The organism is Brevirhabdus pacifica, assembly GCF_002797755.1.
Classification (GTDB): domain Bacteria; phylum Pseudomonadota; class Alphaproteobacteria; order Rhodobacterales; family Rhodobacteraceae; genus Brevirhabdus; species Brevirhabdus pacifica.
This window is the reverse complement of the sequence record NZ_PGFI01000013.1, coordinates 21,587-41,507: the sequence shown is the minus strand read 5'-3', so window position 1 is coordinate 41,507 and position 19,921 is coordinate 21,587. Positions and strand designations below refer to the sequence as shown.

Here is a 19,921-nt window from a genome sequence, read left to right as displayed (position 1 = left end):
TCCTTGTTGGGGGAAACCTAGCAGCCCCCGGCCAACAGGTAACGCTCAAACCAGCAAGGCAAGCAGAAAGGCGCCCACAATCAGCAGCACCCAGACCCGCCACAGCATGGCGATCGCCCCCCGCAGCTGCGCGGCATCGGGATCGCGGCGGCCCTCGGGGTGGACGAAGGCATCGGCGGTCGCCTGCCCGTCATAGACCCGCGGCCCGGCCAGCGCGATGCCCAGCGTGGCCGCCATCGCGGCCTCGGGCCAGCCGGCGTTGGGCGACCGGTGCAGGCCCGCATCCCGGCGCGCAATGCGCCAGGCGTAGGCAAAGCCCCCCGCCCCTTCCATGGCGCGGGATCGGACCGGCAAGGCCCCCGCCGCCGCCAGCAGCAGCGCGGTCAGCCGCGCGGGCAGGAAATTCATCGCGTCGTCCAGACGGGCGGCGGCCCAGCCGAAGGCCAGGTGCCGGGGCGTGCGATACCCGATGGTGCTGTCGGCGGTGTTGACCAGCTTGTAGAGCAGCAGGCCCTGCAACCCGCCCAGAAGGTACCAGAAGACCGGCGCGACGACCCCGTCCGACAGGTTCTCGGCGGCGCTTTCGATGGCGGCCCGGGCGATGCCCGGCCGGTCCAGCGCCGCCGTGTCGCGCCCGACGATCTTGGCAACGGCGCTCCGGGCCGGGGCGGGGTCGCGGCTGGCCTCCAGCGCGCGGGCCACGTCGCGCACATGCTCGGCCAGGCTTCGCTGGGCCAGCAGGATGGCAACCAGCAGCACCTCGAACGGCCAGGGCAGAAGCGAGGCCAGGATCGCCCCCAGCACCAGCACCAGAAGCGACAGCCCCGCCAACACCAGCACACCGCGCAGGCGGCGCGCGCGCCCCCGGTTCCAGCGCCGGTCGGCACCCGAGATGGCGCGCCCCATCGCCACCGCCGGGTGCGGCAGCCGGGACCAGAGCCAGCGCGGCTCTCCCATCATCGCGTCCAGCAGCAGGGCCAGCATCAGCATGAGGGCAAGGCTCATGGCGCGGCCCCAGGTGCGGATGCCAGCGCCTCGGTCAGCCGGTCCCAGTCTTCCGCCCGGCCCGGCAGGCCAAGGCGGATCCAGGTCGGATCGTAGGGGAAGACGCGGCTCCAGATCCGGGCGCGGGCCAGCCGGTCCTGCAACGCGGCGGCATCCGCCACCGTGTAGAGACGGAAGAGCGTGGTGCCCCGGGGGGACGCGCCGGGGGCGAGGTGCGGCGCCATCAGCGCGTCCAGCCTGTCGGCGTCACGGGCCACGCGCGCCCTTGTCGCGGCGATCCAGCCGGCATCCGAAAGCGCCCGGGCGCCCAGCGTCAGCGCCGGGCCCGAGACGGGCCAAGGGCCCAACGCCTCGGCCAGCGGCGTCAGAAGCGACGCCTCACCAATGACGAAGCCCAGCCGCAGGCCCGCAAGCCCCCAGAACTTGCCCAGCCCCTTCAGGACCACCACCCGTCCGCCGGCCAGCGGCACGTGGCTGGCGTGGGGGCAGCATTCGCCGAAGCTTTCGTCGATGACCAGCAGCCCGTCCTGCCCGGCGGCGGCAAGGGGATCGGGCCAGAGGTCGCCGGTCGGGTTGTCGGGGTGAACCAGAACCGCCGCCGAAGGCGGGGTGCCGGCGGAGGCTGCGTGCAGCACCTGCCAGCCAGCCTGGCGGAAGGCAGCAGCGTGTTCGTTATAGGTCCGCTGCCGGATCAGCACGGCCCGGGGCGCACCGTCGGCCGAGGGCGGTGCCAGCCTGCCCGCCAGCCGGGGCATGTGCGCGATCGCCGAGGAGGTTCCGGGAACGGCCAGCACCGCCAGCCGGTCGGGCACCTGCCAGAAGCGGCGGGCGGCGGTCAGCAGCTCCGCCTGCGCCCCGGCATCCGGCAGCTCGGTCCAGGCGGCGGAGGGTATGCCCTCGACCGGGTAGGCGAGCGGGTTGATACCGGTCGAAAGGTCCAGCCAGTCGCTGCGTTCCCCGCCATGGCGGGCGCGGGCGGCGTCCAGCCCGCCGCCGTGGTCGCGCGCCTCGACGGGTGCGGTCGGGGGCGACGACGCGGCAGGGGGCGTCATTTCCCGACCGGGGTCTTTTCGGAAAGGGAGGGGGCGGCCTCTACCGCCTGCGCCAGTTCCGGCTCGGTGACGGGAAGGGGCGGGTGGCGGGTCACGAAATGTCCCTTGATGGGCTGCGGCCACTGGCGATAGGGCACCTGGCCAATCGGGCTGGCGGCATGCAGGCGGGCATAATCGACGATGGCCTCGGCCTCGTCCGCCAGGCCGGCAAATCCGCCCAGGGTATAGTTCAGCTTGCCTTCGGACTGGATCGCCACGTTGCAACCGTTGGCACAGCCCATCAGGCACGAATGGCGCCGGACGCGCAGGGCCTGGGCAGGCGCCGGGGTCAGGGCCTTGGGGGCATCGGGGGCGGTGGGGGTGGCCGGGGCGGTGCCCGACGGGTCGGCCCGAAGCCGGTCGGCAAGCGCCCCCTCGATCAGGCCGGCAAAGCGCGCGCCGTCAAACTCCTCGACATCCTTGTCGGGGCGGCCCTGCTCCATGCAGGTGTCACAGACGGTAATCCAGGTGGTCATCGCGCCCTCCGAGCTTGGGCCGGGGCGGGGCCGCGGCAACCCGCAATAGCCCGCCGCCGGAACGGGATCAACCGGCGCAAGCCCGTCGCCTGTTTCCGCGTTCGTCCCCCACGCGCGTGCTGTCTCAGGCCGCGTCGCTGCGGGCCAGCCGCCGCCCGGTCGGCGCATCCCAGTCGGGGCGCGGGTTGATCGGGATGATCCGGTGCGGGTTAATCGTGTCGTGGCTGTAGTGGTAATGGCGCACGAAATGGTCGAAGCGGACCGTCTCGGCCACGCCGGGCCACTGGTAAAGCTCGCGGGCATAGTCCCAAAGCGCGGGGTAGTCGATCAGCCGCCGCCGATTGCATTTGAAATGCAGGTGATAGACCGCATCGAAACGGAAGAGCGTGGTCGCAAGACGCCAGTCGGCCTCGGTCACGCGGTCGCCGGCCAGGTAGCGCTGGGCGGTCAGGATATCCTCGGCCCGGTCGAGGGTGGCGAAAAGGGTGGTGACGGCCTTGTCGTAGGCGTCCTGGGTGGTGGCGAAGCCGGCCTTGTAGACCCCGTTGTTGATGTCGTCGTAGACCCAGGAATTGACCTCGTCGATCCGCGCTTCCAGCTCGGCCGGGCGATAATCGTCGCGGTTGTCGGTGATGTCGTCGAAGGCGCTGTTGAACATGCGGATGATCTCGGCCGACTCGTTCGAGACGATCGTCTCGCGCTGCCGGTCCCACAGCACGGGCACCGTGACCCGCCCGGTGATGCCCGGATCGGCGCGCAGATAGACCTCGCGCAGGTAGTCGTGACCAAACAGACGGTCCCCCGTCGTGCCGGGGAAATCGGTGGCGAAGGTCCAGCCGTCGCCCAGCATGTCGGGGTGCACGACAGAGATGTCGATATGGTCTTCCAACTGCTTCAGCTTGCGAAAGATCAATGCCCGGTGCGCCCAAGGGCAGGCATAGGAGACGTAAAGATGGTAGCGGCCGCTTTCGGCCTTGAAGCCCCCCTCGCCGCTGGGACCGGGGGCGCCGTCGGGTGTCACCCAGTTGCGAAACCCGGCGGTGGAGCGGACGAAGGCACCGCCCGTCTTCTCGGTGTCGTACCAGGCGTCATGCCATTCACCCTCGATCAGAAGTCCCATGCCGCTCTCCGTTTACAGTCGGTTTCGTGCCGTCCCTTCTGAGATAGCATTCCCCGACTGCATAAAACCGCAGATACCCGCAGGGCGCATGTTCGCGAACGCACGGAACCGCATGGTCCCGGATGTGTTGCGATTTTCGGCCGGGGCGATTTGTTTCGGCAACGGAACGAATTGTCGTCAAAGCTTCACTTGACCGAATCGGGAACAACAGGAAGCTTCGAACATGTAGACCGGGGGAGTGGCATGGACGATTTTCTACCCAAGGAGGTGCGCGAGGGCCTGTTGAAGGCCAAGCGCAATGATGGACGCCGCAAGACGCGCCTGCGGGTCGCGATGGGCGACCAACACTGGCCGATCGACCGGATCTGGGAGGGCGGCTTCGCGGTGGAGCATGGTGCGGTGCCAAATCTGCGCGGGCTGGTGGACATCCATTCTGCCGGCAAGCACCTTTACCAGTGCCTCATCGTTGCCTCCGAGCTTGAGGGCGACGAGATGCGGTATGAATACAAGCGCAGCACCCAGGCAAGCGACCGGGCGCCGCTTGATTTCTACCGCGCGCCCGACGCGCCGATCGCACTGCTGGGCCGTTAGGTCCCGTCTCGGCACGCGGCCGGGATCTGCCCTTCGCGCGGAGAGGGGCGCCCCTCAGCCCGCGCGCCGGATCACGTCCGAAAGCGTTCCGTCGCGATACTCGCTGACGGCGACCACCGGCCCCGGGTCTCCCGATGCGGGGGGCGCCGGGGCCCGGCCCGAGGTTTCCGCGGCCAGCCGGGCAAGCGCCTCGATCGGTTCCACCGTCAACCCCGCCGCACGGAAGGCGCGCGCCAGTTCCGGTCGACGCGGGTTCACCGCGATCCCGGCCTCGGTCACGACGGCGTCGATCGTGTGGCCGGGGGTGGTGACATGGCCGACCCGCGCCACGATCTTGGGATTGTCCCCGGCGCAAAGCCGCGTCGTCACCAGCGTAAGCTTGGCCCCCGCCGCCGCGTCCGCATGCCCGCCAGAGCCCCCGATGATACGCCCGTCGCCTGCCGTGGTGACGTTGACGTTGAACTCCAGGTCGATTTCGGCCGCGCCCAGGATCATCGCGTCCAGCGCGTTGACCGCCGCGTCGGGGCGGGCGGGACTGGCGTAATCCGAGGCGCTCATCCCCCGGTGGGCCACGTTGCAGGCGTAGGAGGCCACGGCCTCCAGATCAAAACACTGAACATCGCGCAATTCGCGCAACAGGCCGTCTTCGAGCATGCCGACCAGGTGCGCGGTGATCCCGCCCGAGGCGAAGCTGCCGGTGATGCCGCCCTCGTGCATCATGCGGCGCAGCTCTCCGGCGACGGCCAGCGAGATGCCGCCCGCACCGGTCTGGAACGAGAACCCGTCGCGCAGCAGCCCGGCGGCGGCGATGGCCCGGGCGGCGACCTGCGCCAGGTGCAGGGCGGCGGGATCGGTTGTGGGGCTGGTGGTGCCGCTGACGATGCGGGCCGCGTCGCCCAGGCGGGGCAGGGTGACGATACCGTCGACCAGATGGCCGGGGATGTCGGCGCGGGGGAATACCCCCTCGAAAGGGCTGTCGGTCAGGGCCACGACCTGGCGGGCCTGGGTGGCGTCCACGGCGGGATAGCCCATCGGCCCGAAGGACGATGGACCGTGGACGCCGCTCAGGTTCCCCTCTGCATCGGCGCCGGGGGCGGCGATGAAGGCGATGTCGATCGGCAGCGATCCATCCTCGATCGCGCGGGCGCGCCCGCCATGGGTCTGAAGGACCGCCGGGTGGGCCAGCCGGCCCTGGCGGACCGCCTCTGCCAGGGGACCGGTCAGGTAGTTGGTGGTCAGCCGGGTGATCGTGCCATCCTCGACCAGGGGCACCAGCGGCGCCTGGACCGGGAAGATCGAGCTTGCCGCCAGGTGCAGGTCGCGGATGCCCATCCGCGCCGCCGCGCCCAGCACCATGTTCATCACCCAGTCACCGTTGCGCAGGTGATGGTGGAAGGACACGGTCATCCCGTCGCGCAGGCCCGCCCGCTCCAGTGCCTTTTCCAGCTCGTCGGTGCGCCACAGGGCGGCGCCCCGGCGACCGGCGCGGGGGGCAAGACGGGGCTGGGGCACCCGCGCCGCCGCCGGTGGCTCGTATCCCGGAATTTCCATACCGGTCCCGATCATTGCAGGTCCGAGAAAGCCGCCGCGATCCGTTCGCATGCCTGGGCCACCCGAGCGCGGGGCGTGGCGAAGTTGAAGCGCAGGTGCCGGCTTCCGCCCGTGCCGAAGGAGGGGCCGGGGCTGGGCACCACGCGGGCATCCTCGTGCATGCGGCGGGTCAGCTCGTCGTCAATCATGCCAGTCCCCGAGAAATCGGCCCATCCGAGATAGGTCGCCTCCAGCGGCATGGAGCGCACGCCGGGAATGGCGTTCAGCGTTTCGTCCAGCATCTGACGGTTGCCGTCCAGGTAACCCATCAGCGCATCGACCCATTCCGCCCCCTCGGGCGAGAAGGCGGCCGTCACCATGAAAAGCCCCATCGAATTGGCCGAGATGCCTTGTGACGCGATGCGCGCAGCAAAGCGCGCGCGCAGCTCGGGGTCGGGGATAATGACATTGCCCAGGTGCGCGCCGGCGATGTTGAAGGTTTTGGTGGCCGCCGTCATCATCACCAGCCGCGGCAGCGCCTCGGGGACGGCGGTGGCAAGGGGCAGGTGTCGGTGTCCCGGGAAAACCAGGTCGCAATGGATCTCGTCCGAGACGAGGATCAGGTCGTTGCGGCGGGCGAATTCGGCCACGGCGCGCAGCTCATCTTCTGTCCAGACGCGTCCGCCCGGGTTGTGGGGCGAGCAGAAGATCAGCATCGTCTCGTCGCCCGTCAGGCGCGACTGCGCATCCTCGAGGTCGAGCACGTGGCGCCCTTCTTCCACGGCCAGGGGGCATTCGACGACCCGGCGGCCGCCGGCGCGAATCACCCGGGCGAAGGCGTGGTAGACGGGGGTGAAAAGAACGACGCCGTCGCCGGGCTTGCTGAAGGCGTCGAGGCAGAGGGCGGTGCCGTTGACCAGGCCGTGGGTGGTGAAGATCCAGTCGGCCTCGATCTGCCAGCCGTGGCGGTTCGCGGCCCACCAGGCGACGGCGGCGCGATAGGCATCCTCGTCCCCGTAATAGCCGTATACGCCCCGGTCCGCGTAATCGCGCAGCGCATTCTCCACCGCCTGCGGGGCGCGGAAGTCCATGTCGGCCACCCACATGGGGATGCCCCCCTCGGGGCTGACGCCGAACAGTTTCTCCATCTGGTCCCATTTGCTGGAATGGGTGCCCCGCCGGTCGATCTCTTCGTCGAAATTCACGCGCTGTCCTCCGTTTTGTGGCACGCTACCCTGCAGGACGCCGGGTGCAAGGGGGCGTTGCGGATCGGGCGGTCATCGCCTAAATCCAACGGCATGAGCAAACGCACCATCCTGATCCACCCCGACCCGCGTCTGAAAACCGTCGCTTCGCCGGTGACCGACGTGAACGGCGCCCTCATCTCCCTGGCCGATGACATGCTGGAGACGATGTATGCCGCGCCCGGCATCGGCCTGGCCGCACCCCAGGTCGGCGTGCTGACCCGCGCCCTTGTGATGGATTGCGTCAAGGAGGAGGGGGCCGAGCCGCGCCCCATGGTGATGTTCAACCCCGAGGTGATCGCCAGCTCGGACGAGCGCAATGTCTACGAGGAAGGCTGTCTGTCCATCCCCGAGCAATACGCCGATGTCGAGCGGCCCGCCGAGGTGACCGTGCGCTGGATCGGCCGCGACGGCGAGGAGCACCAGGAGGATTTCGCCGGTCTTTGGGCCACCTGCGTGCAGCACGAGATCGATCATCTCGATGGGCGGCTGTTCATCGATTACCTCAAGCCGCTCAAGCGTCAGATGATCACGCGGCGCATGCAGAAGCTCAAGCGCGAGCGGGCGCGGTCGTGAGCCGCCCGGCGCACGCCGGGGCGTTGCGGCCATGACCCTGCCCATCCGCCTGTATCCCGATCCGGTTCTGCGTCAAGTCGCGCGGCCCGTCGGCACGGTGGACGAACGCGCCCGGGCCCTTGTCGAGGATCTGTTGCAGGCGATGTATCAGGCAGAGGGGCGGGGCCTTGCCGCCCCGCAGGTCGGCGCGCTGTCCCGGATCTTCGTGATGGACACCCGCTGGAAGGAAGGGCCGCCGCGCCCCATCGCCTTCATCGATCCCGAGGTTCTGGACGTGGCACCTGTCAGCGAACTGGGCGCGGAGGCCTGCCTGTCGATCCCGGGGCGCGTGGTGCCGGTCTGGCGCCCCGTCGCCGTGACCCTGGCATGGACCGACCAGCGCGGGCGCCCCCAGAAGGCCCGGTTCGAGGGGATCGACGCCCGCTGCATCCTGCACGAGCTTGACCACCTGGACGGGATCCTTTGCATCGACCGGGTGGCTGAGGATCCTGCCGGTGAAGGTGCCGGCGGCGAAATTTCGGGCGACGCGCCCGGCGCGGCGGGGCCGCAATGAAGCGCCACCTTGGCACCCCCCGGCCGTTCGTCCCCTGGCCCGACCCCCGGCTGCGGACGCCCGCCGAGCCTGTGGGCACGGTGGATGAAGCGGTGCACCAGATCTTGGCCGACATGGTCGCCACGATGGTCGCCATGCCCGGCGTCGGCCTTGCCGCGCCCCAGATAGGCGTGATGCGGCGGCTGGCGGTGGTCGATGCCACCGGCACCGGCGATGAGGCCGTGCTGATGGCCGACCCGGTGCTGATCGCAGCCTCGGACCGGATGCGCCGGCACGAGGAGGCAAGCCCCAACCTGCCCGGTGTCTCGGCCCGGCTGGAGCGCCCCGAATGGGTTGAGATCGGCTATCTGGACCCCGAGGGTGCGCGGGTGACGCGCCGGTTCGAGGGGCTGTGGTCCACCTCGGCGCAGCACCAACTGGATCACCTTGAGGGGCGGATGTATTTCGACCGGCTGAGCCGGCTCAAGCGCGACATGCTTCTGCGCAAGGCACGAAAGGAGATCGGCTGATGCGGATCGTCTTCATGGGCACGCCCGATTTCTCGGTCCCCGTCCTGGACGCGCTGATCGCGGCCGGGCACGAGATCGCCGCCGTCTACTGCCAGCCGCCCCGCCCGGCGGGTCGGGGCAAGAAACCGCGCCCCACCCCCGTCCATGCCCGGGCCGAGGCGCTGGGCCTTGAGGTGCGCCACCCCGAAACCCTGCGCGACGCGGATGAACAGGCGCGCTTCGCGGCGCTTGAGGCTGACGTGGCGGTGGTCGTGGCCTATGGCCTGCTGCTGCCGCAGGCGGTGCTGGATGCGCCGCGTCACGGGTGCCTGAACATCCACGCCAGCCTTCTGCCGCGCTGGCGAGGGGCGGCGCCCATCCACCGGGCGATCATGGCGGGCGACGCGCGCACCGGCGTCTGCATCATGCAGATGGAAGCCGGGCTCGACACCGGGCCGGTGCTGTTGCGGGCCGAGATCCCGATCGGACCCACAGACACCACCGGCGATCTGCACGACGCGCTGTCGGCGCTGGGCGCGGCCCGGATCGTCGAGGCGCTGGAGCGGCTGGAGGGGCTGACCCCCGTGCCCCAGCCCGAAGAGGGCGTGACTTACGCGGCCAAGATCGACAAGGCCGAGGCGCGGATCGACTGGTCCCGTCCGGCCGCAGAGGTAGATCGCAAAATCAGGGGCCTGTCGCCCTTTCCCGGCGCCTGGACCGAGATGGCGGGCGAACGGGTGAAACTGCTGCGCTCGCGCGTGGCGGAGGGCGGGGCAGGTGCCCCAGGCGAGGTTCTGACCGGCTTTACCATCGCCTGTGGCGAAGGTGCGGTCGAGGTGCTGGAAGCCCAGCGCCAGGGCAAGCGGGCGGCGGGCGCGGCCGAATTCCTGCGCGGCAACACCTTGCCTGAGCGAATGGGCGACTGAGCCTTCCCGGCGCGGCCGCTCTCAGCGTTCGCGGGGCGGGCGCGGCTTGTATCGCGGCAGGCGCAGGTTGAAAGCCAGCGCCGCGGCCCGGATGATGACGGCGGTAAAGCCGCAGACCAGCGCCATGGTCACCGGGCTGCCGGTCACGGCAAGCGCCGCCATCCCGGCCGCGCCGCCCGCGAAGGCGGCGGTGATGTAAAGCTCGCCCTCTTGCAGGACCACGGGCACCTCGTTGCAGATCACGTCGCGGGCGATCCCGCCGAACGACGCGGTGATGATCCCCATCGTGATCGCGATGGGCCAGTCCGCGCCCAGCCCCACAGCCACGGCCAGGCCCGCCGGCACGGCCATGCCCAGCGCCAGCGCGTCCAGCCAGTAGATCGCGCGCAGGCGCGACATCAGCAGGTGTGCGGTGAAGAAGACCAGCAGCGCCGCGATCGCCGCCACCAGAAGGTAATAGGGGTTGGCGACCCAGAAGACCGGAGTGCGGTCAAGGATCAGGTCGCGCAGTGTGCCGCCGCCCAGGCCGGTGACGGCGGCGACAAAGATGAAGCCCACGGGGTCAAGCTGTGCCCGGCTGGCCGAAAGGCCCCCTGTCAGCGCGAAGACGAAGACCGCGGCCAGGTCCAGCACCTGAACAAGGGTGGCGCCTGCGGCCGCCGCCTCCATCAGCGCCGCCCGGCCGCGCCGGCGGGCCGGCGCGCGGCAGGCTTGAAGGGGGCCATGCCGGCGCGCGCCAACTCGTCGGCGCGCTCGTTTTCCTCGTGTCCGGCGTGGCCCTTGATCCAGCGCCATTCCACATTGTGACGGGCCTGCGCCTCGTCAAGGCGGCGCCACAGATCCTCGTTCTTGACGGGTTTGCGGGTCGAGGTCTTCCAGCCGTTGCGCTTCCAGCCGTGGATCCACGACGTGACCCCGTTCTTGACGTAGGCGCTGTCGGTCACGATCACCAGCGTCGAGGGCCGCGTCAGGCTTTCCAGCGCCGAGATCGCGGCCAGAAGCTCCATGCGGTTGTTGGTGGTGTCGGCCTCGCCGCCCTTCAACTCGCGTTCCTTGATGACCTTGCCATCCTCGCGGGCGATCAGAAGGGCTCCCCAGCCGCCGGGGCCGGGGTTTCCGCTGCAGGCACCATCGGTATAGGCAAAAAGTTCTGTCACGGGATGTGGTCCAGTTCGATATGGCCGGGCAGGGCGGCCATGCGGACGCACCAAGCGGCGATGTTGGGAAAACGCGCCATGTCGAAGCCGCCCCGGCTTCCGGCGCTGTGGGTGTAGGCATAAAGGGCGATATCCGCGAGGCTGGGGGCATGGCCCACAAGCCAGTCGCGCCCCGCAAGACCCTGATCCAGGATCGCCAGCAGCGCGTGGCCCGACTCCAGCAACTCGGCCATCCGCTCGGGCGTGGCTTGGGCGCGGCGGTTTTCATAGCAGCGCAACGAGGCACGCCCGGCGATCACCGGCTCATGGCGGTTCTGCTCAAAGAACATCCAGGCCAGCACGCGGGCCTGATCAAGGGGATCGGCGGGTATCCAGTCGCTGCCTTGGGCCAGAAACCACAGGATGGCGTTGGATTCGACCAGCACCGTGCCGTCGTCCAGATGCAGCGCCGGCAGTTTGCCCTGAGGCAGAAGGCCCTGCGCCTTGGCACGGTCCAGCTCGGGCGTGCCATCTTCCAGCGCAACGTGGGTATAAGGGCGGCCCAGAAGCGCCAGCATCAGCCGCAGCTTGTAGCTGTTGCCTGAGGAGGGCATCGAATAAAGCGTGATCCGATCGGTCATTGCGGGGCCTTTTGGGCGGGCGGGGCATCCCGTTCGGGATGGCGCGAAGCGGGGCGCGGGTCAAGCAAGGCGTGCGCCGGCGCGGGCCTGCGCGGTTCTGCAGGGTCAGATCAGGCGGGTTCGCGCAGAACGCGGGGCACCTTGAATTCCACGTTCTCGCGGGCGGTCTCGACCAGTTCGACGGTGACGTCATAGCGGTCGCGGAAGGCGTTGATCACCTCTTCGATCAGCACCTCGGGGGCCGAGGCGCCGGCGGTGATCCCGACCGAGCGGATGTCGCCCAGGGCACGCCAGTCGATGTCGGCGGCGCGCTGGACCAGTTGCGAATAGGCGCATCCCGCGGCCGAACCCACCTCGACCAGGCGGCGCGAGTTCGACGAGTTCGGCGCACCGATCACCAGCATCGCGTCAACCTTGGGCGCCACCGCCTTTACCGCCTGCTGGCGGTTGGTGGTGGCATAGCAGATGTCTTCCTTGTGGGGGCCGACGATGGCCGGGAAACGGCGCTTCAGCGCCTCGACGATGCCGGCGGTGTCATCGACGCTGAGGGTGGTCTGGGTGATGAAGGCAAGCTGGTCCGGATCGCGCACCTCCAGCCGGTCCACGTCCTCTGCCGTCTCGACCAGCAGCACCTCGCCCTCGGGCAGTTGCCCCATGGTGCCGATGGTCTCTGGGTGGCCTTGGTGGCCGATCATCACCATCTGGCGGCCGGCCTCGGCATGGCGCTCGGCCTCGATATGCACCTTGGAGACCAGCGGGCAGGTGGCGTCGACAAAGACCATCTCGCGTTCGCGGGCCTCGGCGGGCACGGATTTGGGCACGCCGTGGGCCGAGAAGATCACCGGCCGGTCGGGCGGACAGTCGGACAGCTCTTCGACAAAGACCGCGCCCTTGTCCCGCAGCCCGTCCACCACATAGCGGTTGTGCACGATCTCGTGGCGCACGTAGACCGGCGCGCCCCATTTCTCCAACGCCATCTCGACGATTTTGATGGCGCGGTCGACCCCGGCGCAGAAGCCGCGCGGCGCGGCCAGGTAGAGGGTGAGGGGAGGGCGGGACATCGGTCTCTCCGGTCGGGGCACGCTGCCCGGGTGGCGGCCAGCGGCGCGTGTCGTCGTCAGCAGAGGTAAGGATTTCGCGCCCCGGGGTCCAGAGGCAACCGGGCGCGGCGGGTCAGCCGGCGATGCTGGCCGTGGCCCAGGCCAGGAACAGGTAGCGGCCGGTCTTGGCGATGGTGACCAGCAGCAGGAACAGCCAGAAAGGGGTGCGCAGGACCCCGGCGACCACGGTGAAGGCATCGCCCAGCGGCGCCCAGCTCAGCAGCAGGGTCCAGACGCCCCACCGCCCGTACCAGCCCCGCGCACGGTCCAGTGACGCGGGCGATACGGGAAACCAGCGCCGGTCCTGAAACCGCTCGATCCCGCGACCCAGCACGTAGTTGACCACGGCGCCCAGAACATTGCCGACGCTGGCAACCAGTATCAGAAGGCCGAGAGGGACCGATCCGGCAAGCTGGATACCGGCAAACACCACCTCGGACTGAAACGGAAGAATGGTAGCGGCGCCGAAGGCCGCAAGAAACATGCCCCCCAATTGGGACCAAAGTGCGGGATCCATCAGCGCCCGCCCGGCTGGGTGGCGGCGAGGGGCGCAAACGCACCCCGGCCCGGGCGGCCAGACGCGCGAAAGCCGGGGACAATGCCCCGGCCTTCAACGTCCGTGTCTTTGCGAAACGGGAACGGCAACTCAGATATCGGCCATTTCCTCGCTGCGCTGCTCTTCTTCGGCGCGGGGCTCGCGCGGGGGGCGGCCGATCACTTCCTTCAGCTCGTCCAGCTCGATGAAATTATCGGCCTGGCGGCGCAGCTCGTCGGAAATCATCGGCGGCTGCGAGCGGATGGTGGAAACGACCGAAACCCGGACGCCCTTGCGCTGAAGCGCCTCGATCAGCGGTTTGAAATCACCGTCGCCCGAGAACAGCACGATGTGATCCACGTGCGGAGCCAGCTCCAGCGCGTCCACCGTCAGCTCGATGTCCATGTTGCCTTTGACCTTCCGACGGCCCTGGCTGTCGGTGTATTCCTTCGCCGGTTTCGTCACCATCGAGAAGCCGTTGTAATGGAGCCAGTCGACTAGGGGACGGATGGGGGAATACTCGTCATTCTCAAGCAGTGCGGTGTAGTAGAACGCCCGCAGCATCTTGCCCCTGCGCATGAACTCTTGCCGCAGCAGCTTGTAGTCGATATCGAATCCAAGTGCCTTTGCCGCGGCGTAAAGGTTTGACCCATCTATGAACAGGGCAAGCCGTTCGTCTCTGTAAAACATAATCTGTCCTTCCGGTAATAGCCCCGCGTCGGCGCCCTCGTGAGTGTGAGGGATGGAAATGTGCTACGCAGGACTCTCGCTAAAATAGGAATGAACTCGGGTGCCGCAACCTAAAGAACGTTACGAAACTGTTACGGAAGCACTGATCGCGCTGGGTAGTAACGCGACGTCATCTGTCGAAACGTCAATCGAGACGTTGACGGAAGCCTTGGTTAATCTCGAAAGTTTAACTCATCATTCAATAAAAATCAGTAAATTCTACAGGACCCCTGCCTTCCCGCCAGGTTCGGGCCCGGATTTCGTTAACGCGGCTGCACTTGTGAGAACGTCGATTTCTGCAACCTGCGTTTTGCAAAAATTGCATGTGATCGAGGCTGAGTTCGGCCGCACTCGCAATGAACGATGGGCGCCGCGCACCCTGGATCTGGACCTGATTGCACTTGGCGACACGATCCTTCCTGATCGCGAAACCTTGCAGCAATGGATGGATCTGCCCCTGCAGAGGCAGATGAGCGAGGCCCCCGACGACCTGATCCTGCCCCATCCCCGGGTGCAGGAACGGGCCTTTGTGCTGGTGCCGCTGAACGACGTGGCGCCCCATTGGCGCCACCCGGTCCTGGGCCTGACCGTCGCCGAGATGACGAACCGGCTGGACCCCGCGGCCCGGGCCGAGATCCGCCCCATCGCGGCCCCCCCGGGAACCTGAGCCGGGCCTTGGCGTGGCCCGTCCGGGCGCGCCCCGGTGTCCCCTTGTAAACCCCGCGCGTTCCTTATACATACACGCCCTGATACCTTCCTGACTGAGTTTGGAGATCCCCATGGCCCGCGTGACGGTTGAAGATTGCGTTGATAAAGTCCCCAACCGGTTCGAGCTGGTGATGCTGGCCGCGCACCGTGCGCGCGAAGTGGCCGCCGGGTCGCCGCTGACCGTGGACCGCGACAACGACAAGAACCCCGTCGTCAGCCTGCGCGAGATCGCCGAGGAAACCCAGTCCGCCGATGACCTGCGCGAGCGCATGATCGAGGCGCATCAGACCCAGATCGAGGTCGATGAGCCCGAAGAGGACGCGATGGCCCTGCTGATGGGTGTCGAGGCCGACAAGCCCGCCGACGATGACATGGACGAGGAAAAGCTTCTGCGCGCCCTGATGGAAGCTCAGGGCCAGGGCTGACCGCAGCGACGGGCCGGGGCGAATGATCGACGTCGAAGACCTTATTTCGCTGGTCCGAAACTACAATCCCAGAACGAACGAAGACCTCATCCGGCGGGCCTATGACTATGGCCTCCGGATGCACGAGGGGCAGTTCCGCTATTCGGGCGAGCCCTATTTTTCGCATCCCGTCGCCGTCGCCGCCATCCTGACCGAGATGCAGCTGGACGACGCGACCATCGTCACTGCCCTGCTGCACGACACGATCGAGGATACGCGCTCGACCTATACCGAGGTGACGCGCGAATTCGGTGCCGACATCGCCGAGCTGGTCGACGGGGTCACCAAGCTGACCAACCTGCAACTGTCGTCGACCGAGACCAAGCAGGCCGAGAACTTCCGCAAGCTCTTCATGGCCATGTCCAAGGACCTGCGGGTGATTCTCGTCAAGCTGGCCGACCGTCTGCACAACATGCGGACGATCAAGGCCATGCGCCCCGACAAGCAGGCCAAGAAGGCCCGCGAGACGATGGAGATCTACGCCCCGCTTGCCGGCCGCATGGGCATGCAGTGGATGCGTGAGGAGCTTGAGGATCTGGCGTTCCGGGTGCTGAACCCCGAGGGACGCAACTCGATCCTGCGGCGCTTCATCACCCTGCAGCGCGAAACCGGCGATGTGGTCCACAAGATCACCAACGACATCCGCACCGAGCTGGACAACGAGGGGATCGAGGCCGACGTTTTCGGTCGCGCCAAGAAACCCTATTCGATCTGGCGCAAGATGGAGGCCAAGAAGCAGGGCTTCTCGCGCCTGTCGGACATCTATGGTTTCCGCATCATCACCCATTCCGATCAGGATTGTTACCGGGCGCTTGGCGCGATCCACAGCCGCTGGCGCGCGGTGCCGGGCCGTTTCAAGGATTACATCAGCCAGCCCAAGACCAACGGCTACCGCTCGCTCCATACCACCGTGTCGGGGCGCGACGGCAAGCGGGTCGAGGTTCAGATCCGCACCCGCCAGATGCATGAAGTGGCCGAGGCCGGCGTCGCCGCCCACTGGTCCTATCGCGATGGCGAGCGGGTCGAGAACCCGTTCGCGGTTGATCCCGCCCGCTGGATCGCATCGCTGACCGAGCGGTTCGAGAATGCCGACGACCACGACGAGTTTCTCGAGCATGTGAAGCTTGAGATGTATGCCGACCAGGTCTTCTGCTTCACGCCCAAGGGCGACGTGGTCAAGCTGCCGCGCGGGGGCACGCCGCTGGATTTCGCCTATGCGATCCACACCCGTATCGGCGATAGCTGCGTCGGCGCCAAGGTCGACGGCATCCGCGTGCCGCTGTGGACCCGGCTGAAGAACGGCCAGTCGGTCGACATCATCACCGCCGAGGGTCAGCGCCCGCAATCGACATGGGTCGATATTGTCGTGACCGGTCGGGCCAAGGCCGCGATCCGCAAGTCCCTGCGCGAGGCTGACCGCGACCGCTACATCAAGCTGGGCAGCGAACTGGCGCGGGTGGCGTTCGAACATGTGGGCAAGCGCGCGACCGACAAGGCGCTGCGCATCGCCGCCAAGGCGTACGGTCTGCCCGACACGGGTGAGCTGCTGGCGCGGCTTGGCTCGGCCGAGCTGTCGGCCCGCGCCGTGGTCGAACGCCTTTACCCCGAACTGGCCAAGACCCACCACGATGACGAGATCGACAGCCGGCGCGCGGTCGCGGGCCTTGCCGCCGAGGAAACATTCGAGCGGGCCCAGTGCTGTCAGCCCGTCCCGGGGGAGCGTATCGTCGGCATCACCTACCGTGGCCAGGGCGTGATCGTGCATTCCATCGACTGCCCCGCGCTGGAAGAATTCGAAGAGACGCCCGACCGCTGGATCGACCTGCACTGGCACGAGGGGCGTCACGCCGCGATCCACAACGTCACAATCAACCTGGCGCTGGGCAACGACTGGGGCGCGCTGGGGCGGATCTGTACCGTGATTGGCGAGCAGAAGGCGAATATCAGTGACCTGCACTTCGTCGACCGCAAGCCCGACTACTACCGTCTGCTGATCGACGTGGACGTGCGCGACGCAGAGCATCTGCACGCCGTGATGACCGCGATCGAGGCCGAAAGCGACGTCGCATCGACCGACCGTTACCGCGGCCTGGAACGCAAGCCATAGCCTTAACTGCAGGCAGCCAAGGACAACCGACCGCGTGTTCAAACGCCGAACTCCACGCTCATTGCTGCAACGGCTGGGCGACTTCCTGTGGCCCCGCGGCGGCTGGGCGCGGGCGGCGTCCTACGTGGGCCATCGGCTGAGGCGGCTGCCCGACCGGCCCGAGAAGATTGCCCGCGGTGTCTTCGCCGGGGTGTTCACCGCCTTCACCCCCTTCTTCGGCCTTCACTTTGTGGTCGCCGTGGCGCTGGCCAAGGTGATGCGGGGTAACCTGCTGGCGGCGCTTCTGGGCACGTTCATCGGCAATCCGCTCAGCTACGTGCCGATCGCGCTGATCTCGCTGAAGACCGGGCATTACCTGATGGGTTCGCGGCTGTCGCAGACGGTCGAGAAATCCGTGCTGCGCAGCTTCGTCGACGCGGGCCGGGACCTGCGTAACAACCTGATGGCCATCTTCACCGGGCAGGACGCCAACTGGCACAACCTGTCGCAGTTCTACGATCAGGTCTTCCTGCCCTATCTGGTCGGGGGCATCATTCCGGGGCTGGTGGCGGCGATGTTCTGCTATCACCTGACGGTGGTCGTGGTCTCGGCCTATCAGAAGCGACGCAAGAAGCGGCTTGCCGCCAAGCTGGCCGAGCTTCGCAAGCAGGGTCGCGAGACGTCCGAGGACGGGATCACATCGAACTGAGGCCGGGGCGGCCATCCGCCCCATCACGGGGCCCCCGGCCCCAACGTGACGGAGGGTCCGGCATGGACAAGGACGGCGCCCAGCGGCTGGGTGTGAACATCGACCACGTGGCCACCCTGCGCAACGCGCGCGGGTCGGCCTATCCCGACCCTCTGCGCGCGGCGCTGCTGGCCGAGGAGGCGGGCGCCGACGGCATCACAGCCCATCTGCGCGAAGACCGGCGCCACATCGTCGATGCCGACATCGACCGGCTGATGGAGCGGCTGCGCCTGCCGCTGAACTTCGAGATGGCCGCGACGGACGAGATGCAGGCCATCGCCCTGCGGCACCGCCCCCATGCCGTCTGCCTCGTGCCCGAACGGCGGGAAGAACGGACGACCGAAGGCGGCCTTGAGGTGGCGGGCGAGCTGGACCGGCTGACCCGCTTCATCGCGCCCCTGCGCGAGGCCGGGTGCCGGGTGTCGCTGTTCGTGGCCGCCGACGAGGGCCAGATCGACGCCGCCGCCCGCTCGGGCGCACAGGTGGTCGAGCTGCACACAGGCGCCTATTGCGACCTGCACGCCGAGGGGCGCCTGCCGGAGCGCGACGCCGAGCTGGCGCGCCTGGCCGCGGCGGCGCGCCAGGCCGATGATCTGGGCCTGGAGGTGCACGCCGGCCATGGGCTGACCTATGACACGGTGACCCCGATCGCGGCCCTGCCGCAGGTGATGGAGCTGAACATCGGGCACTTCCTGATCGGAGAGGCCGTGTTTCGCGGGCTGGGTCCCGCCATCGCGGAGATGCGCCGCCTGATGGACGCCGCCCGCGCATAGGCCAGACCGTGCGGACGCTGGGCAGGGGGGATGCCCCGGCACGCTTCAGCGGATTGGCGCCCGGCGGGCCGACACGCCGGGATTTCGCCGGAATTCTTCGGACCGATACCGGACCTCTTTGCGTTGTGATCCTGAAAGCCCAATGAACAGGAGCACCCAATGTCCCATATCGACACGCTGAAAAAACTGCACACCCGTATCATCGACAGCCGCGACGGCTACAAATCCTCGCGCGAGCAGGTGGAAGGCACCGCCTCCTACGGGACGTTCTTCGACCGCATGATCGCCCAGCGTCAGCAATTCGCCACCCGCATCCGCGGCCAGCTTGAGGCCGAGGGCGAGAAGATGGACGACGACGGCTCGATCCTGGCGGCGGCCCACCGCACCTGGCTTGCGCTTCGTGACAAGGTGACCGGCGACGATGCTGCCGTCTACGCCGAGATCGTCAACGGCGAGACCGACCTCAAGTCCCTCTACGACGAGGCGATCGAGGCGACCGCCGGAAAGCCCGGCTGGGACTTCCTGGCCGAGCAGCGCGCCGACGTTGCCCAGGCGATCAACACCGCCGAGGCCGAGCGTCAGCGCCACGCGGCCTGAACGACGGGTTCAGGGGGTCCGGGGCGATCCACCGGCCCACGATCCGAATGAGACTGATCGCGCCGTCCCCCGAGAGGGGGGCGGCGTTCGCACATCCGGCCCCGAAACTTGACTTGCGGTCCCTGTCGGTGAAACAGTCCCGGCAATCCGTCACGCGGGGATCCGGCCATTCCACTCCTCTCCATTCTCTTCATCTCGGCGCCACGCTTCCTGCTGGCCCTGATCTGGCGTCTGCGGATGGCGGTGATGGGGCTTTTGCTGGTGGCCTCGTTGGGGCTGAGCGGCGCGGTCCTGCTGTTCGACGGGGCCTTTGCCCTAGCCTCGGGGGCGGTGGCGGCGGTCACGGGCGCCAGCACCGTGCGCGCCCGCATGGTCCGGCGCGAGGCCGACCTGCACCTGCGCAACAAGTCGCTGGCTCGCGCGGCGGCCAATCCGAAGGTGCGTTATCGCGGGCGAATGGTCCCGGTGGCCCGGGCCGTGGCCGACACCAGCAGGCGGACCTCGGTGCGGGTCTTCAACGCGGCCCGGCGCAACATCCTGACCATGCCCGCCGAGGCGATGCCTGTCGTCGGCCTTGGCGTCGTCGCCGCCGCCACTGCGTGGGAGCTGCACGATTCCTGCGAGCTGATGGCCGAACTGCACGAGTTGGACGTGGCCTTCAATCCTGACGCGGCCATAGACGGCGACGCCGTTTGCGGTATGGAGGTGCCCGACGCCGGCGCCTTGGCCCAGCAGGTGCGGGCGCGCGTCTCCTCGGGGGCGGGCGCCCTGGGCGACGGTTTCGCCAACATGTTCAGATAGCGC

At 68.2% G+C, this 19,921-nt stretch carries 24 protein-coding genes; 12 read left to right on the top strand and 12 right to left on the bottom strand.

Going from position 1 to position 19,921, the window contains the following annotated elements; translation table 11 throughout:
• Positions 1-45: 45 nt before the first annotated feature.
• From cbiB to CLV77_RS11990, 4 genes are all read right to left on the bottom strand, one after another.
• A complete protein-coding gene (gene cbiB / locus CLV77_RS12005) occupies positions 46-1,005 on the bottom strand; it encodes an adenosylcobinamide-phosphate synthase CbiB (RefSeq protein ID WP_076980090.1) in 960 nt (319 codons plus the stop codon).
• Complete coding sequence (locus tag CLV77_RS12000; RefSeq protein WP_076980091.1) at positions 1,002-2,057, bottom strand: threonine-phosphate decarboxylase; 1,056 nt, start codon at positions 2,055-2,057, stop codon at positions 1,002-1,004. Before CLV77_RS12000 ends, cbiB begins: the two co-directional genes overlap by 4 nt.
• The gene (locus tag CLV77_RS11995) at positions 2,054-2,572 is read right to left on the bottom strand and encodes a DUF1636 family protein (protein WP_083707794.1); all 519 of its coding nucleotides are present in this window, start codon (positions 2,570-2,572) and stop codon (positions 2,054-2,056) included. Before CLV77_RS11995 ends, CLV77_RS12000 begins: the two co-directional genes overlap by 4 nt.
• Positions 2,573-2,696: 124 nt before the next feature.
• Positions 2,697-3,692: a glutathione S-transferase family protein gene (locus CLV77_RS11990; protein ID WP_076980092.1), complete on the bottom strand. Its 996-nt coding sequence runs from the start codon at positions 3,690-3,692 to the stop codon at positions 2,697-2,699.
• A 243-nt stretch (positions 3,693-3,935) separates the two neighbouring features.
• Here CLV77_RS11990 and CLV77_RS11985 point away from each other — a divergent pair, with 243 nt between their 5' ends.
• Positions 3,936-4,283, top strand: coding sequence for a hypothetical protein (locus tag CLV77_RS11985; protein ID WP_076980093.1), 348 nt, complete (start codon positions 3,936-3,938; stop codon positions 4,281-4,283).
• A gap of 54 nt (positions 4,284-4,337) precedes the next feature.
• Here CLV77_RS11985 and CLV77_RS11980 read toward each other — a convergent pair whose 3' ends face one another.
• Positions 4,338-5,834 carry a citrate lyase subunit alpha gene (locus CLV77_RS11980; protein ID WP_170043962.1) on the bottom strand — a complete coding sequence of 499 codons (1,497 nt, stop codon included), beginning with the start codon at positions 5,832-5,834 and terminating at the stop codon, positions 4,338-4,340.
• 11 nt (positions 5,835-5,845) lie between these two features.
• Complete coding sequence (locus tag CLV77_RS11975) at positions 5,846-7,018, bottom strand: MalY/PatB family protein (RefSeq protein WP_076980095.1); 1,173 nt, start codon at positions 7,016-7,018, stop codon at positions 5,846-5,848.
• A 93-nt stretch (positions 7,019-7,111) separates the two neighbouring features.
• On the opposite strand from CLV77_RS11975, the gene def (CLV77_RS11970) reads away from it, so the two are divergent.
• The 4 genes from def (CLV77_RS11970) to fmt are packed head-to-tail and all read left to right on the top strand — an operon-like array spanning position 7,112 to position 9,600.
• Entirely contained in the window at positions 7,112-7,633 is a 522-nt protein-coding gene (def, locus tag CLV77_RS11970) for a peptide deformylase (protein ID WP_076980096.1), read from the top strand.
• 31 nt (positions 7,634-7,664) lie between these two features.
• Positions 7,665-8,186 carry a peptide deformylase gene (gene def / locus CLV77_RS11965; protein ID WP_076980097.1) on the top strand — a complete coding sequence of 174 codons (522 nt, stop codon included), beginning with the start codon at positions 7,665-7,667 and terminating at the stop codon, positions 8,184-8,186.
• Positions 8,183-8,695 (top strand): peptide deformylase, encoded by a 513-nt coding sequence (gene def, locus CLV77_RS11960; protein WP_076980098.1) that lies wholly within the window; start codon positions 8,183-8,185, stop codon positions 8,693-8,695. The genes def (CLV77_RS11965) and def (CLV77_RS11960) overlap by 4 nt, the downstream gene beginning before the upstream one ends.
• On the top strand, positions 8,695-9,600 hold the full coding sequence (fmt, locus tag CLV77_RS11955; RefSeq protein WP_076980099.1) for a methionyl-tRNA formyltransferase: 906 nt from the start codon (positions 8,695-8,697) through the stop codon (positions 9,598-9,600). Before def (CLV77_RS11960) ends, fmt begins: the two co-directional genes overlap by 1 nt.
• Before the next feature lie 21 nt (positions 9,601-9,621).
• Here the strand turns inward: fmt and CLV77_RS11950 are convergent, their stop codons facing one another.
• From CLV77_RS11950 to CLV77_RS11925, 6 genes are all read right to left on the bottom strand, one after another.
• Positions 9,622-10,269, bottom strand: a complete 648-nt coding sequence (locus CLV77_RS11950; RefSeq protein ID WP_076980100.1) for a trimeric intracellular cation channel family protein — start codon at positions 10,267-10,269, stop codon at positions 9,622-9,624.
• A complete protein-coding gene (gene rnhA / locus CLV77_RS11945) occupies positions 10,269-10,757 on the bottom strand; it encodes a ribonuclease HI (RefSeq protein WP_076980101.1) in 489 nt (162 codons plus the stop codon). The genes CLV77_RS11950 and rnhA overlap by 1 nt, the downstream gene beginning before the upstream one ends.
• Complete coding sequence (locus CLV77_RS11940; RefSeq protein WP_076980102.1) at positions 10,754-11,377, bottom strand: glutathione S-transferase family protein; 624 nt, start codon at positions 11,375-11,377, stop codon at positions 10,754-10,756. The genes rnhA and CLV77_RS11940 overlap by 4 nt, the downstream gene beginning before the upstream one ends.
• A 110-nt stretch (positions 11,378-11,487) precedes the next feature.
• Complete coding sequence (gene ispH, locus CLV77_RS11935) at positions 11,488-12,438, bottom strand: 4-hydroxy-3-methylbut-2-enyl diphosphate reductase (protein ID WP_076980103.1); 951 nt, start codon at positions 12,436-12,438, stop codon at positions 11,488-11,490.
• A gap of 112 nt (positions 12,439-12,550) precedes the next feature.
• Positions 12,551-12,961 (bottom strand): YqaA family protein, encoded by a 411-nt coding sequence (locus CLV77_RS11930; protein ID WP_244901596.1) that lies wholly within the window; start codon positions 12,959-12,961, stop codon positions 12,551-12,553.
• A gap of 162 nt (positions 12,962-13,123) precedes the next feature.
• Positions 13,124-13,702 (bottom strand): LabA-like NYN domain-containing protein, encoded by a 579-nt coding sequence (locus CLV77_RS11925; RefSeq protein ID WP_076980105.1) that lies wholly within the window; start codon positions 13,700-13,702, stop codon positions 13,124-13,126.
• Between the two features lie 100 nt (positions 13,703-13,802).
• On the opposite strand from CLV77_RS11925, the gene folK reads away from it, so the two are divergent.
• The 7 genes from folK to CLV77_RS11890 all read left to right on the top strand — a co-directional run bounded on the left by folK (position 13,803) and on the right by CLV77_RS11890 (position 19,918).
• Complete coding sequence (folK, locus tag CLV77_RS11920) at positions 13,803-14,408, top strand: 2-amino-4-hydroxy-6-hydroxymethyldihydropteridine diphosphokinase (protein WP_076980106.1); 606 nt, start codon at positions 13,803-13,805, stop codon at positions 14,406-14,408.
• Positions 14,409-14,520: 112 nt separating this feature from the next.
• Positions 14,521-14,874, top strand: coding sequence for a DNA-directed RNA polymerase subunit omega (rpoZ, locus tag CLV77_RS11915; RefSeq protein WP_076980107.1), 354 nt, complete (start codon positions 14,521-14,523; stop codon positions 14,872-14,874).
• A gap of 22 nt (positions 14,875-14,896) precedes the next feature.
• Positions 14,897-17,020 (top strand): RelA/SpoT family protein, encoded by a 2,124-nt coding sequence (locus CLV77_RS11910; protein ID WP_076980108.1) that lies wholly within the window; start codon positions 14,897-14,899, stop codon positions 17,018-17,020.
• A 34-nt stretch (positions 17,021-17,054) separates the two neighbouring features.
• Positions 17,055-17,708 (top strand): DUF2062 domain-containing protein, encoded by a 654-nt coding sequence (locus CLV77_RS11905; RefSeq protein ID WP_076980109.1) that lies wholly within the window; start codon positions 17,055-17,057, stop codon positions 17,706-17,708.
• Positions 17,709-17,770: 62 nt separating this feature from the next.
• Positions 17,771-18,520: a pyridoxine 5'-phosphate synthase gene (locus CLV77_RS11900; RefSeq protein WP_076980110.1), complete on the top strand. Its 750-nt coding sequence runs from the start codon at positions 17,771-17,773 to the stop codon at positions 18,518-18,520.
• Positions 18,521-18,679: 159 nt separating this feature from the next.
• Positions 18,680-19,117 (top strand): PA2169 family four-helix-bundle protein, encoded by a 438-nt coding sequence (locus tag CLV77_RS11895; RefSeq protein WP_076980111.1) that lies wholly within the window; start codon positions 18,680-18,682, stop codon positions 19,115-19,117.
• Between the two features lie 246 nt (positions 19,118-19,363).
• Entirely contained in the window at positions 19,364-19,918 is a 555-nt protein-coding gene (locus CLV77_RS11890) for a hypothetical protein (RefSeq protein WP_085047429.1), read from the top strand.
• The last annotated feature ends 3 nt before the right edge of the window (positions 19,919-19,921 follow it).

Excerpts from the sequence above, each read along its gene's own strand:
- cbiB (WP_076980090.1), bottom strand. The coding sequence starts at position 1,005 with ATGAGCCTTGCCCTCATGCTGATGCTGGCCCTGCTGCTGGACGCGATG.
- CLV77_RS12000 (WP_076980091.1), bottom strand. The coding sequence starts at position 2,057 with ATGACGCCCCCTGCCGCGTCGTCGCCCCCGACCGCACCCGTCGAGGCG.
- CLV77_RS11995 (WP_083707794.1), bottom strand. The coding sequence starts at position 2,572 with ATGACCACCTGGATTACCGTCTGTGACACCTGCATGGAGCAGGGCCGC.
- CLV77_RS11990 (WP_076980092.1), bottom strand. The coding sequence starts at position 3,692 with ATGGGACTTCTGATCGAGGGTGAATGGCATGACGCCTGGTACGACACC.
- CLV77_RS11985 (WP_076980093.1), top strand. The coding sequence starts at position 3,936 with ATGGACGATTTTCTACCCAAGGAGGTGCGCGAGGGCCTGTTGAAGGCC.
- CLV77_RS11980 (WP_170043962.1), bottom strand. The coding sequence starts at position 5,834 with ATGGAAATTCCGGGATACGAGCCACCGGCGGCGGCGCGGGTGCCCCAG.
- def (WP_076980096.1), top strand. The coding sequence starts at position 7,112 with ATGAGCAAACGCACCATCCTGATCCACCCCGACCCGCGTCTGAAAACC.
- def (WP_076980097.1), top strand. The coding sequence starts at position 7,665 with ATGACCCTGCCCATCCGCCTGTATCCCGATCCGGTTCTGCGTCAAGTC.
- def (WP_076980098.1), top strand. The coding sequence starts at position 8,183 with ATGAAGCGCCACCTTGGCACCCCCCGGCCGTTCGTCCCCTGGCCCGAC.
- fmt (WP_076980099.1), top strand. The coding sequence starts at position 8,695 with ATGCGGATCGTCTTCATGGGCACGCCCGATTTCTCGGTCCCCGTCCTG.
- CLV77_RS11950 (WP_076980100.1), bottom strand. The coding sequence starts at position 10,269 with ATGGAGGCGGCGGCCGCAGGCGCCACCCTTGTTCAGGTGCTGGACCTG.
- CLV77_RS11940 (WP_076980102.1), bottom strand. The coding sequence starts at position 11,377 with ATGACCGATCGGATCACGCTTTATTCGATGCCCTCCTCAGGCAACAGC.
- ispH (WP_076980103.1), bottom strand. The coding sequence starts at position 12,438 with ATGTCCCGCCCTCCCCTCACCCTCTACCTGGCCGCGCCGCGCGGCTTC.
- CLV77_RS11930 (WP_244901596.1), bottom strand. The coding sequence starts at position 12,961 with ATGTTTCTTGCGGCCTTCGGCGCCGCTACCATTCTTCCGTTTCAGTCC.
- CLV77_RS11925 (WP_076980105.1), bottom strand. The coding sequence starts at position 13,702 with ATGTTTTACAGAGACGAACGGCTTGCCCTGTTCATAGATGGGTCAAAC.
- rpoZ (WP_076980107.1), top strand. The coding sequence starts at position 14,521 with ATGGCCCGCGTGACGGTTGAAGATTGCGTTGATAAAGTCCCCAACCGG.
- CLV77_RS11910 (WP_076980108.1), top strand. The coding sequence starts at position 14,897 with ATGATCGACGTCGAAGACCTTATTTCGCTGGTCCGAAACTACAATCCC.
- CLV77_RS11900 (WP_076980110.1), top strand. The coding sequence starts at position 17,771 with ATGGACAAGGACGGCGCCCAGCGGCTGGGTGTGAACATCGACCACGTG.
- CLV77_RS11895 (WP_076980111.1), top strand. The coding sequence starts at position 18,680 with ATGTCCCATATCGACACGCTGAAAAAACTGCACACCCGTATCATCGAC.
- CLV77_RS11890 (WP_085047429.1), top strand. The coding sequence starts at position 19,364 with ATGGGGCTTTTGCTGGTGGCCTCGTTGGGGCTGAGCGGCGCGGTCCTG.